Origin of the sequence: Amycolatopsis sp. NPDC051758, from assembly GCF_044453095.1 — a bacterium.
Classification (GTDB): Bacteria; Actinomycetota; Actinomycetes; order Mycobacteriales; family Pseudonocardiaceae; genus Amycolatopsis.
This window is the reverse complement of sequence record NZ_JBITCJ010000013.1, coordinates 38,633-49,496: the sequence shown is the minus strand read 5'-3', so window position 1 is coordinate 49,496 and position 10,864 is coordinate 38,633. Positions and strand designations below refer to the sequence as shown.

The 10,864-nt window shown below is 71.5% G+C and carries 11 protein-coding genes; 7 read left to right on the top strand and 4 right to left on the bottom strand.

What is annotated here, in order from left to right:
• Positions 1–209: 209 nt before the first annotated feature.
• The 3 genes from ACIA5G_RS43775 to ACIA5G_RS43765 are packed head-to-tail and all read left to right on the top strand — an operon-like array spanning position 210 to position 5,725.
• Positions 210–2,021 carry an alpha-L-fucosidase gene (locus ACIA5G_RS43775; protein WP_395934543.1) on the top strand — a complete coding sequence of 604 codons (1,812 nt, stop codon included), beginning with the start codon at positions 210–212 and terminating at the stop codon, positions 2,019–2,021.
• Positions 2,022–2,030: 9 nt separating this feature from the next.
• Positions 2,031–3,896: a beta-N-acetylglucosaminidase domain-containing protein gene (locus ACIA5G_RS43770; protein ID WP_395934541.1), complete on the top strand. Its 1,866-nt coding sequence runs from the start codon at positions 2,031–2,033 to the stop codon at positions 3,894–3,896.
• Positions 3,896–5,725, top strand: a complete 1,830-nt coding sequence (locus tag ACIA5G_RS43765; protein ID WP_395934953.1) for a beta-galactosidase family protein — start codon at positions 3,896–3,898, stop codon at positions 5,723–5,725. The genes ACIA5G_RS43770 and ACIA5G_RS43765 overlap by 1 nt, the downstream gene beginning before the upstream one ends.
• A 1-nt stretch (position 5,726) precedes the next feature.
• Here the strand turns inward: ACIA5G_RS43765 and ACIA5G_RS43760 are convergent, their stop codons facing one another.
• The 3 genes from ACIA5G_RS43760 to ACIA5G_RS43750 form a co-directional block, all read right to left on the bottom strand.
• Positions 5,727–5,894, bottom strand: a complete 168-nt coding sequence (locus ACIA5G_RS43760) for a hypothetical protein (protein ID WP_395934539.1) — start codon at positions 5,892–5,894, stop codon at positions 5,727–5,729.
• A 60-nt stretch (positions 5,895–5,954) separates the two neighbouring features.
• Positions 5,955–6,257, bottom strand: a complete 303-nt coding sequence (locus ACIA5G_RS43755) for a hypothetical protein (RefSeq protein WP_395934537.1) — start codon at positions 6,255–6,257, stop codon at positions 5,955–5,957.
• A gap of 78 nt (positions 6,258–6,335) precedes the next feature.
• Positions 6,336–7,517: a hypothetical protein gene (locus tag ACIA5G_RS43750; protein ID WP_395934535.1), complete on the bottom strand. Its 1,182-nt coding sequence runs from the start codon at positions 7,515–7,517 to the stop codon at positions 6,336–6,338.
• Between the two features lie 196 nt (positions 7,518–7,713).
• On the opposite strand from ACIA5G_RS43750, the gene ACIA5G_RS43745 reads away from it, so the two are divergent.
• Complete coding sequence (locus ACIA5G_RS43745; RefSeq protein WP_395934533.1) at positions 7,714–7,896, top strand: hypothetical protein; 183 nt, start codon at positions 7,714–7,716, stop codon at positions 7,894–7,896.
• Here ACIA5G_RS43745 and ACIA5G_RS43740 read toward each other — a convergent pair.
• On the bottom strand, positions 7,875–8,825 hold the full coding sequence (locus tag ACIA5G_RS43740; protein ID WP_395934531.1) for a hypothetical protein: 951 nt from the start codon (positions 8,823–8,825) through the stop codon (positions 7,875–7,877). The two genes, ACIA5G_RS43745 and ACIA5G_RS43740, sit on opposite strands and share 22 nt — an antisense overlap.
• Before the next feature lie 189 nt (positions 8,826–9,014).
• Here ACIA5G_RS43740 and ACIA5G_RS43735 point away from each other — a divergent pair, with 189 nt between their 5' ends.
• The 3 genes from ACIA5G_RS43735 to ACIA5G_RS43725 are packed head-to-tail and all read left to right on the top strand — an operon-like array spanning position 9,015 to position 10,845.
• Complete coding sequence (locus tag ACIA5G_RS43735; protein WP_395934529.1) at positions 9,015–9,263, top strand: PLD nuclease N-terminal domain-containing protein; 249 nt, start codon at positions 9,015–9,017, stop codon at positions 9,261–9,263.
• The gene (locus ACIA5G_RS43730; protein WP_395934527.1) at positions 9,260–10,165 is read left to right on the top strand and encodes an ABC transporter ATP-binding protein; all 906 of its coding nucleotides are present in this window, start codon (positions 9,260–9,262) and stop codon (positions 10,163–10,165) included. The genes ACIA5G_RS43735 and ACIA5G_RS43730 overlap by 4 nt, the downstream gene beginning before the upstream one ends.
• The gene (locus ACIA5G_RS43725; RefSeq protein WP_395934525.1) at positions 10,162–10,845 is read left to right on the top strand and encodes a hypothetical protein; all 684 of its coding nucleotides are present in this window, start codon (positions 10,162–10,164) and stop codon (positions 10,843–10,845) included. Before ACIA5G_RS43730 ends, ACIA5G_RS43725 begins: the two co-directional genes overlap by 4 nt.
• The last annotated feature ends 19 nt before the right edge of the window (positions 10,846–10,864 follow it).

Below are 10,864 nucleotides of genomic sequence, written 5' to 3'. Positions count from 1 at the left end.
GAACACGGACATCAGGCTACCGGACCGGACGCTTCCCCTTGATCCGTCGGATCAATCCCCTCCGAAAGTCGGGAGTGTGACTGGTTCACGTCATTCGTTGTCAACTGGTCAGGTCTAGACATCCGATGGATGCCCGACCTAGTCTGACGATCGTCCACCCCGTCTCGCCGCCGCCGGGTGCGTGGCCGCGGTCCGTCACGAGGAGAGCTATGACGTTTCGCGGTCTGGTCCTCGTCGCCGCCGTCGTTTCCAGCACGCTGGTGTCGGTCCCGGCTGCCGGGGCTGAGGGGTGCGGTGGGCCGATCCGGCCGGCCAGCATCATCACCGTGGCGTCCTGCGACAGCCCGGACCGGATCGTCGCCAAGGCCGCGGCCGTGGTGCCGCGCCCGGGGCAGCTGGCCTGGCAGCAGCGGCCGGTCACCGCGTTCACCCACTTCGGGATGAACACCTTCACCGACCGGGAATGGGGCTCCGGCGCGGAAAAGGAGTCCGTCTTCGCGCCGCCGGTCGTCGACACCGCCCAGTGGATGCGGTCGCTCAAGGCGGCCGGGGTGACGCAGGTGATGCTCACCGCCAAGCACCACGACGGATTTGTCCTCTACCCGACGCGCTACACGAACCATTCCGTCGTGGCCGGCCCGTGGTGGCTCATGCCGGGGTGCACCGACCCGGCGCGGGACACGGCGCAGGCGAACCGCGAACGGGACCCGTCCGCGTACTGGCAGACGCGGAATTCGGCGTGTGCGAACCCGCGTGGGGACATCCTGCGCGACTACGTCGAATCGGCCCGCGCGGCCGGGCTCAAGGTCGGCGTCTACCTCTCGCCGGCCGACGGCGCCGAACTGCCCAAGGCGTTCTTCGCCGACGAGGTCGAACGGATCGAAGCCAAGGTCGCCGCGGGACAGCCGCTGAGCATCGAAGAGCAGGCCACCTACGAAGACCGGGCGAGCGCGCCGCAGGGCCAGGGCCGTTACGGCACCGGCAGCGCGGTGACCCGCCGGACCATCCCGACGCTCGTGCCGCACGACGATCGCGCCGGTGCCCTCGCGGCCGGGAAGCTGCCGCGGTTCACCGTCACCGAGGACGACTACAACGCCTACTACCTCAACCAGATCTACGAGCTGTTCACCCAGTACGGCCCGATCGACGAGCTGTGGCTGGACGGCGCGAACCCCTGGCGCGACCACGGGATCAGCGAGACCTACGACTTCACCACCTGGTTCCGGATGATCCACGCGCTCTCCCCGGGCACCGTCACCTTCGCCGGACCCGCGGGGGTGCGCTGGGTCGGCAACGAGGCCGGGCAGGCGCGGGAGACGGAGTGGAGCGCGCTGCCCACCACCGGTGATCCGAACACCGCGCACAACGAAGAGCTGTTCGTCGGCGGCGCGACCGCGCAGGACCTCGGGTCCCGGCAGGTCCTGGCCGACCCGGCGGTGCGCTACCTGCAGTGGGCGCCCGCCGAATCCGACGTCTCGATCCGGCCGGGCTGGTTCTACCACCCGGACGAACAGCCGAGATCCGCCGCGCAGCTCGTGGACATCTACCGGCGGACCGTCGGACGGAACTCGTCGCTGCTGCTCAACGTGCCACCAGGGCCGGACGGCCGGATCGCGCCCGCCGACACCGCCGCGCTCGCGGGCTTCGGCCAGGCGGTTGCCCGGACGCAGGCCCGCAACCTCGCCCAGGGGGCTCCCGGCGCCGTCACGGATTCCTCGCTCACCACCGCGGAACCACTGGACCGCCCGCTGGACGTCCGGTTGCCCCGGCCGGTCACGTTCGACCAGATCCGGCTCGGCGAGGACATCACGCGCGGCCAGCACGTGGAAGGCGCGCTTGTGCAGGCCGAGATCGACGGCACTTGGCGGACTCTCGCCACGGTGACCACGATCGGCTACACCCGCCTGGTCACGCTGCCCGCGCCGGTGACCGCCGATCGGCTTCGCGTCGTCGTCACGCAGTCCCGCGCCACGCCGTACCTGGCCACTTTTGCGTTGTACCGCACCGTGCCCGCCGCCTGAGAGGGAGCCATGACCGCCCGCCGCAGAGCCCTGTTCGCCGCCGTCGTCACGGTGGCCGCCACCCTCACCGCTGCCGGACCCGCTGCCGCCGGTGGTCCGCTTCCGGTGGTTTCCCCGACCCCGCAACGGATCAGTCGGACCTCCGCGGACGTGCCGCTGCCGTCGTCGGTGACACTCGCCACCGACCCCGGCACCGACCCGGCGGCGAAGGACCTGCTGACCTCGTTGTTGCGCGACCACGGCATCACCGCCGGCGGCCACGGCCTGGTCATCCGCCTCGGCAGCACGGGTCGCGACATCCCGGAGCAGGCCGAGGGGTACGCGCTGAGCGTGGCACGCTCGGGGATCACGATCGGCGGCCGCGACGGCGCCGGGCAGTACTACGGCGTGCAGACGCTGCGGCAGCTGTTCGTCCGGTCGGGACACGGCTGGGCGGTGGGCGGCGCGGCCGTGCGCGACTGGCCGAACATGGCGCTGCGCGGGTCCATCGAAGGCTTCTACGGTCCACCGTGGACCACCGCCGACCGGCTGCGGCAGATCGCCTTCCTCGGCGAGGTGAAGGCGAACACCTACATCTACAGCGCCAAGGACGACACCTACCTGCGCGCGCGGTGGCGTGACCCGTACCCGGCCGACGAGCTGGGCACGCTCGGCGAGCTGGTGCGCTCGGCGACCGCGCACCACGTCGACTTCACCTACGCCCTCTCACCCGGGGTGTCGATCTGCTTCTCGTCACCGGCCGACGTCGCCGCGGTCGAGGCGAAGTTCCAGTCGGTGTACGACCTCGGTGTGCGGTCGTTCTCCTTGCCGTTCGACGACATCTCCTACACCAAGTGGAACTGCGACGGCGACCAGTCGGCCTTTGGCGCGCCAGGACAGGGCGCCGCCGGCAAGGCGCAGGTCTCGCTGCTCAACACGATCACCGAGAAGTTCGTCAAGACCCACACCGGCGTCCGTCCCCTGCAGACGGTGCCGACCGAGTACAGCGACCTGAAGGACTCGCCGTACAAGACCGAGCTGCGGGAACACCTCGACCCGTCGGTGGTGGTGCAGTGGACCGGGACCGACGTCGTCCCGCCGAGCGTGACCACCGACGAGGCCGCGCAGGTGTCCACTGTGTACGGCCGGAAGGTGTTCCTCTGGGACAACTACCCGGTCAACGACTACGAGCAGTCGGCCGGGCGGCTGCTGCTCGCGCCCTACGCACAGCGGGAGGCCGGGCTTTCGCAGTACCTCAACGGGATCGTCGCCAACCCGATGAACCAGGAAGCGGCCAGCGAGGTCGCCGAGTTCGGCGCCGCCGACTTCGCCTGGAACGACGCGGGTTACGCGCCGGAGCGGTCCTGGCCGCAGGCCCTCGCCCGGCTCGCGGGCGGTGACCCGCGCGCGACGGCGGCGCTCACGGTGTTCGCCGATCTCGAGCACCTGGCGCCGACGTTCGGCCCGGCACCGTGGCAGCCGCAGGCGCCGGTCCTCGCCGCGAAGACCGCCGAGTTCTGGGCGCGCTGGACCGCGGGGGACCACCGTGCGTTGCGCGAGCTGCGCGTGTACGCGGTCCGGATCCGCGACGCGGCGGGGGTGATCCGCGGCGGCCGGGTGCAGAGCGCGTTCGTCACCGACGCCGGTCCGTGGCTGGACGCGACCGCGTTGTGGGGTGAGGCGATGGTGACCCGGCTCGACGCGTTGTCGGCTGCCTCCCGCGGTGATCACGCCCGAGCCGATCGGCTGACGGCGGCCGCGGACGCTTTGGTGACACGGGCACAAGCGGTGAAAACCGGCAACACCAACCGCTGGGGTGTCCGGCAAGCGTTGGTCGGTGACGGCGTCCTCGACACGCTGCTGGTCCGGCTCCGGGCCGCTACGGAAGGGCAGTGATGAACTCGGTGAGCAGGCGGAGCTTCCTCGGCGGGGCCGCGGCGATCACGGCGGGCGCGGTGCTCGCCGGCCCGGCCGGTGCGGCCGGGCGGCGCGGGCTGAGCGTGTCGGGGGAGCAGTTCCTCCTCGACGGGAAGCCGTTCCAGATCGTCTCCGGCGCGGTCCACTACTTCCGCATCCACCCGGACCAGTGGCGCGACCGCCTGGAACGGCTGAAGGCGCTGGGGCTCAACACGGTCGAGACGTACGTGGCGTGGAACTTCCACCAGCCGAAGCCGGGCCGCGCCGACTTCGACGGGTGGCGCGACCTGCCCGCGTTCATCCGGATCGCGGGTGAGCTCGGGCTGCAGGTGATCGTGCGGCCCAGCCCGTACATCTGCGCCGAATGGGAGTTCGGCGGGCTCCCGGCGTGGCTCCTGGCCGACCGGGACATGGAGCTGCGCTGCGCGGATCCGGCGTACCTGAAGGCGGTCGACGCCTGGTACGACCAGCTGATCCCGCGCCTGGTGCCGCTGGAGGCCCAGCACGGCGGGCCGGTGGTCGCCGTCCAGATCGAGAACGAGTACGGCAGTTACGGCAACGACACGAGCTACCTGGCGCACCTGCGTGACGGCCTGCGCAGCCGCGGCCTGACCAGCCTGCTGTTCGCCGCCGACGGCGCGTCCGAGTTCTTCATGCGCTTCGGCTCGCTGCCGGGCACCCTCGAGGTCGGCACCGGTGACGGTGACCCGCTGCCGGGCATCAAGGCGGTCAAGGAGTTCCAGCCGGGCAAGCCGGTGCTGATGGCCGAATACTGGGACGGCTGGTTCGACCACTGGGGCGAGGAGCACCACACCCGCGACGCCGCGCAGATGGCGTCCTATGTGGACACGCTGCTCGCCACCGGTGCGTCGGTGAACCTCTACATGGCCTGCGGCGGCACGAACTTCGGCTTCACCGCCGGCGCCAACACCTCCGGCACGACGTACCAGCCGACGGTCACCAGCTACGACTACGACTCGCCGGTCGGCGAGGCCGGTGACCTGGGCGAGAAGTTCACCGCCATGCGGGCGGTGCTCACGAAGTACACCAAGGCGCCGGTGGGCCCGGTGCCCGGCCGGTCCCCGCGGCTGCCGGCGCAGACGGTGACCCCGGACGGCGTGGTGTCGCTGCTGGACTCGCTGCCGGTGCTGTCCCGGGTCGTCCGGTCGGCGCAGCCGCTGCCGATGGAACGAGTCGGGCAGGCCACCGGGCTCATCCACTACCGCACCACCGTGCAGGGTCCGCACGAAGGCACCCTCGGCATCCACGGGCTCGCCGACCGGGCCCTGGTCTTCGCCGACGGCAAGCAGCTCGGCGTGCTGGACCGCAACCAGCCGGCCGGCACGCTCGAGCTGAAGCTGTCGAAGGACCGCACCCAGCTGGACATCCTGGTCGACGCGATGGGCCGGGTGAACTACGGCCCGTACCTGGCCGACCGCAAGGGCATCAACGGCTGGGTCGCGATGAACACCCAGCAGAAGCTCTTCGGGTGGGAGACCCGCCCGCTCCCGCTCGACGACCTGTCCCGCCTGCGGTTCTCCGGCGCCGCCGCGACGGGCCCCGCGTTCCACCACGCGAAGGTGGTGGTCGCGAGCCCCGCCGACGGCTTCGTCGCCCTGCCCGGCTGGGAGAAGGGCATCGTCTGGTTGAACGGCTTCAACCTCGGCCGGTACTGGAAGATCGGGCCGCAGCAGACGTTGTACGCCCCGAAGCCGTTGTGGCGACCGGGGGTGAACGAGATCGTGGTCCTCGAACTGCACCAGCCGGGCACGGCGATCGAGGTCCGCCCGGAGGCCGATCTCGGGTAGCTCAGCCGGTCAGGCCCACGTGCGCGAACGCCAGCAGAGCGCCGGGTCCGACCAGCAGGCAGAGTCCGAGCCCGCCCAGCAGTGGTTCGTCGTCCCGGAGCATCTTCACGAACAGACCGGCCGCCACCACGACGGTGGCGGTCAGCAAAGTCAGTACAACAGCAGGCATGGTCCCGTCCTTCGGGCAGCAGTGAGCGCGACGCCGCGGAAAGCGGCGCCGGGAAAGGGATCAGCTCACTGAGGACGGCGGTGCGCGGGTCGACCGCGACGTCGGCGTCGCGACGGCCGGGACGTGGACACCTGCCGGGTCGACGCGCCGAAGCCGGGAAGCCGCGGCGAAACCGGAACCAACGGGGACGACGGCCCACGGGACCGGCGCGGACACCGCGGGCACACGCAAAGCCGCGCCGCGGCCCGAGATGAGGTCGTGCGCGGGCTGGGTGGCGGCCGCGGTCCGGCCGTCCGGGGCGGGGGCCCACCCGTGACCGGCGGGTGCCACGCCGCCGAAGAGCAGGAGGACGGCGAGCAGCAAGCCGAGGCGGGCACTGGCCCGCCTCGGCTCCCGCTGCTGTCCGTATCGTCCGATGTGGTCAGGTTACCCGTGGGACGATCAGCCGCCGCCGTAGGTGGCCTGGGTCACCGCGAAGACGTTGCGGCTGCCCGCACCCTCCTGCAGGGACCACAGCAGGTCGGCCTCGGTGTCGTCTTCCCAGTAGGAGAGGCTTTCGCCGCTGCCCACCCAGGAGAACGTCGACGGACCCGCGGTCGGCGTCCAGTAGTAGAGCTTCTTCTGGCCGGAGGAGTTGAACCACCAGCGGCCGTTGTGCGACGCGACGCCGTTGAGGTTGTACCAGGGCAGCTGCAGCGCCTGGCTCGCGGTGGTCGTCGCGGCGAACGTCGTGGCCCCCGAAGCGAACGGGTAGCGGATCGCCCGCGGCGCCCGGTTCGGGTAGTCCGTGCAGCCGGACTGGCAGGTGTACTCCGTCATGACGATCGACTTGCTGACCCGGTCGAGCGAGATCGACGACCACGCGAGGTTCGTGCCCGACGTCGTGGCCGAGGTGACCGTGCCGACCTGCGGCAGGACGTAGCCGTAGTTGTGCGCGTAGTACGTGCTCCCGGTCTGGTGCCCGATCTGGTCGGCGGTGCCACCGGTGTTCGTCTTGAGGATCTTGCGCATGTCGAAGACCCGCATGCCGCGCCCGGTGTCGGCGACGTAGAGGTAGTCGCCGTACCAGGACACCCCGCCCGCGTGGATCGGGATGTCCTTGAAGTCCGGCGCCGCCGCGGTGCCGGTCGGCTCGACGAGCAGGACCTTCCGGTACTGGTTGGGGTAGGTCGCGTCCCAATCGACCAGGGTGATCCGGCTTCGCGCCTGATCACCACCGCAGCCGTCCTTGGTGTACCAGCTGACCAGCACGAGCTGGTGCCCGTCGTAGTTGCCGCTGTTCGCGGTGCCGACCGCGTCGCGGCTGGTCGTGATGCCCTGCGGGTAGTTCGTGCAGTCGGAGTTGTCCCCGCTGTCGAACCGGAAGCCGGTGGACAGGCCGGGGACGGAGAACGACGACGGCAGTGCCGTGCGGTCGTGGTTCGCGTTCTCCATCACCGTGTGGACGGCCGCGGTGCCCAGCGTCGAGACGAGCGCGGCGTTCACGGTGTCGTACTTGTGGTAGTCGGCGGTCAGGGTGTACTGCCCGGCGGGCAAGGCCGTCGGCCCGGCCGCGGCGACGGCCGCCGCCGGATCGACGACCAGGCCGGCGAGCACTCCGGCGGCGAGAGCCGCTTGGGTCAATCGGTGACGCAATGACATGAGACCCCCAGTAGTCCGATCAATGCCCGGGACACGCTAGAACCGGGCGGGGTGAATGGGCAACAGCTTCTTGGTGAAAAAGGGAAGATCTTTTCGGGTGGCGTCTCACATTGAGACCAGCGTGGGGCCGGGCGGCGTGCTGTGATCGTGACGTCGCCCGAGCCGGAAGGAGACCGCTTTGACCGCCGAACCCACCGACCCCGGACCGCCGGAAGACGAGCACCGGGTGTGCCTCGAGCGCGCCCGCCGCACCCCGGCGCTGGCCGGGTGGCAGGTCGACGCCGGCGGCCGGGAGGAGCTCACCGCGGCGGCCGGTGGCGGCCGCCGCGATGACCGCGGTCACCAGCTGGACGGGACGTAGGCCCAGCCGAGGTAGTCGGAACGCTGTGCGTACGTGCTGGTCTGGTACACCGACGGACCGGTGCTGATCGCGACGCCGCCGCCGAGCGCGAGCATGATGTGCCCGTTGCTGGTGGTGCTGGTGAAGAACACCGCGGTGCCGGCCGGGGCGACCGAGCCGGTGTGGATGCGGCCGTTGGCTTTCTGCCACTGGTAGTGCGTGGTGGCCGAGGCGAACCGGCCGCTGGTGCCGAAGGCGCGTTCGACGAACAGCTCGCACTGGTTGTTCCAGTCGGTGTGGCCCAGCCGGGCCTTGGCGAACGCGATCGCGCTGTCGGCCCGCGGGTCCGCCGGACTGGTCGAACCACCCGGCTTGAGGCCATCGGTGTCGCAGTGCGGGACGCCGCTGACGAACCCGTCGGTCCCGGTCTTGATGAGGGCGTCCGGCACCCACAGGTTGTCGGTGGTGAAGTCCCAGATCTCGTCCTTCGCGGTGGCCTGGCAGACCACCGGCACCGAAGCGCCGGTCAGGTACTTGTTCGCCACGCTGCCCGCGGCGTCCGCCGCGTCACCCTTCTTCGCGCGGCCGTTGATGTCCGCCTTCGCCGGGTACGCGTGCGGGGTGGTGCACTGCGGCGCGACCATCGACGTCGAGCCGGTCTTGACGTAGGCGTCGGGGATCCACAGCCCGTCGGAGGTCAGGTCCCAGATGCTGCTGCCGCCGTAGGCCGGGCCGGTGTCCTGGCAGGCCAGGGTGACCGACGTGCCGGCGGTGTACATGTTCGCGATCCGCTGCGCGCCCACCGCGACGTCCGGGTCCTTGACCGTGCGACCGTCCACTGTGGTCGTCACCGGATAGGTCGACGCGGCCTGCGCCGCGGGGGCGGCCAGCCCGGTCATGGTGACGGCCAGCCCGATGCCGGCCACCACCGCCTTGATTGTGGTTCTCACGAGTCCTCCAGGTCGATTCCGTGGGGCGATCGTGGGAGGTGGCCGTACAAGACGCGTACAAGCGGCCGGGCCGGCTAGTACTTTCCGCCTATCCCGGAGTCGCCGAAGATCGGATGTGCGCGCCCGCGTGACCGGCGATCGTGGACGGAGGAGCCCGCACCCGGCGGGTCCGACGTCCAGGAGGAGACCATGCAGCAGGCCGCCCTGATCCAAGGCCACGAGGAGACCTGGTCGTGGCTCGCGCTCGGCCTGACCGGCGCTGTCGTGCTGGCCTTCGTCGTTCTGTTCTTCTCCGCCCTGGTCAGCATCCTCGGCTCCCGGCTGACCGGCGGCATGAAGCTCGTCTGGGTGATCTTCGCCTTCTGCGCGCCGTTCCTGGGCAGCCTGCTGTGGTTCGCCTTCGGCCGTCGTGACGCTTACCTGCCGGTGCGCCGATGATCGTCGCGGACGGACTCACCAAGGCCTACCGCGGCGGCGCCGGTGTCGAAAACCTGTCCTTCACCGTCCGGCCCGGTGTGGTGACCGGCTTCCTCGGCCCCAACGGCGCCGGCAAGTCGACCACCATCCGGCTGATGCTCGGCCTCACCCGCGGCGGCGGGCACACCACCTTCGGCGGCCGGGAATACGCGCGCGTGCCGGGTCCACTGCGGACGGTCGGCGTGCTCACCGACGCCGCGGCGGTGCACCCGGCGCGGACGGCCGCGGCGCACCTGCGGATGGTCGCCGCGGGTGGTGGCCTGCCGGCACGGCGCGTGCGCGAGGTCCTCACCACCGTCGGCCTGGAGTCCGTCGCCGGCCGGCCCGCGGGCCGGTTCAGCCTCGGCATGAAGCAGCGGCTGGGCCTGGCCACGGCGCTGCTCGGCGACCCGGAGTACCTGATCCTCGACGAACCGGCGACCGGGCTCGACCCCGAGGGGGTGCGCTGGATCCGCGACCTGCTGCGCCGGCTGGCCGGCGAGGGGCGCACGATCCTGGCGTCGTCACACCTGCTGGCGGAGATGTCCCTGCTCGCCGAGGACCTCATCGTCATCGGCGCCGGCCGGCTCGTCTCGGCCGGGCCCCTCGGCGAGTTCGTCCGGCGGCACGCGCGCGCCGACGTCGTGGTCCGCGTCGAGCAGCCCAGTGTGCTGATGGTCGCGCTGGCCCGGGACGGCCTGCCCGTGCGCCAGGAAGCGGCGGGCGAGCTGGTCGTCGGCACCGCCGACACCGAACGGGTGGCGGCCGTCGCGGCGCAGGCCGGCATCGGCGTGCGTGAGCTGTTCGTGCGGCAGAGCGGCCTGGAAGACGCCTTCCTCGCTGCCACCTCGGCCGCGGTCCGGCATCGAGGGGAATCGTCGTGAAGAACGCGCTCGCCTACGAATGGGTCCGGGTCCGCTCGCTGCGGTCGACGTGGCTGCTGCTGGTGGGCGCCGGGGTGCTGCAGTTCGCGTCCGGGCTGTACTGGGGTCTCAAGCGCGACCTCGGGGACCTCGACGCGTTCGTCTCGGCGTTCGGCCTGGTCGACCGGCTGGGCGCGGTGCTGGTCGCGGCCGTCGGCATCACCGCGTTCGGGCTCGACCACCAGCACGGCACCCTCGCGACCACCCGGCTGGTGCTGCGCTCCCCGGCGCGGATCGTCACCGCGCGGGCGCTGGTCACCGCCGGGCTCGGGCTGCTCACCGGGGTGCTGATGGTGGTGCTCACCGCCGCCGGGGTGCTGACCGGCGGGGGAGTCCTGCCTGCCGACGCGGGGGCGGCAGGCCGGGCGGTGGGCGCGGTGCTCCTGCTGACCGTCCTTTCCGGACTCGCCGGGGTGGCGCTCGGCGGGCTGCTGCGGCACACCGGGCTCGCCGTCGGGGTGTTCGCGGTCTGGACGTTCGTCGCGGAGACGACCCTCGCCACGCTCGCCGACGTGCCGATGACCGCGCTGCCGTTCAGCGGCACGGCCCTGTTCGCGGTCACCGGGAGCGTGGTGTTCGCGGTCCTGGCGGTCGCCGGGCTCGGCGCGACGGCGTTCACCCTGGCACGCCGTGCCGGCTGAGCGGGCGCGCTCTACCCTG

What these genes read in the sequence shown, in the direction of transcription:
- ACIA5G_RS43775 (WP_395934543.1), top strand. Translation starts at nt 210, where the DNA reads ATGACGTTTCGCGGTCTGGTCCTCGTCGCCGCCGTCGTTTCCAGCACG.
- ACIA5G_RS43770 (WP_395934541.1), top strand. Translation starts at nt 2,031, where the DNA reads ATGACCGCCCGCCGCAGAGCCCTGTTCGCCGCCGTCGTCACGGTGGCC.
- ACIA5G_RS43765 (WP_395934953.1), top strand. Translation starts at nt 3,896, where the DNA reads ATGAACTCGGTGAGCAGGCGGAGCTTCCTCGGCGGGGCCGCGGCGATC.
- ACIA5G_RS43760 (WP_395934539.1), bottom strand. Translation starts at nt 5,894, where the DNA reads ATGCCTGCTGTTGTACTGACTTTGCTGACCGCCACCGTCGTGGTGGCG.
- ACIA5G_RS43735 (WP_395934529.1), top strand. Translation starts at nt 9,015, where the DNA reads ATGCAGCAGGCCGCCCTGATCCAAGGCCACGAGGAGACCTGGTCGTGG.
- ACIA5G_RS43730 (WP_395934527.1), top strand. Translation starts at nt 9,260, where the DNA reads ATGATCGTCGCGGACGGACTCACCAAGGCCTACCGCGGCGGCGCCGGT.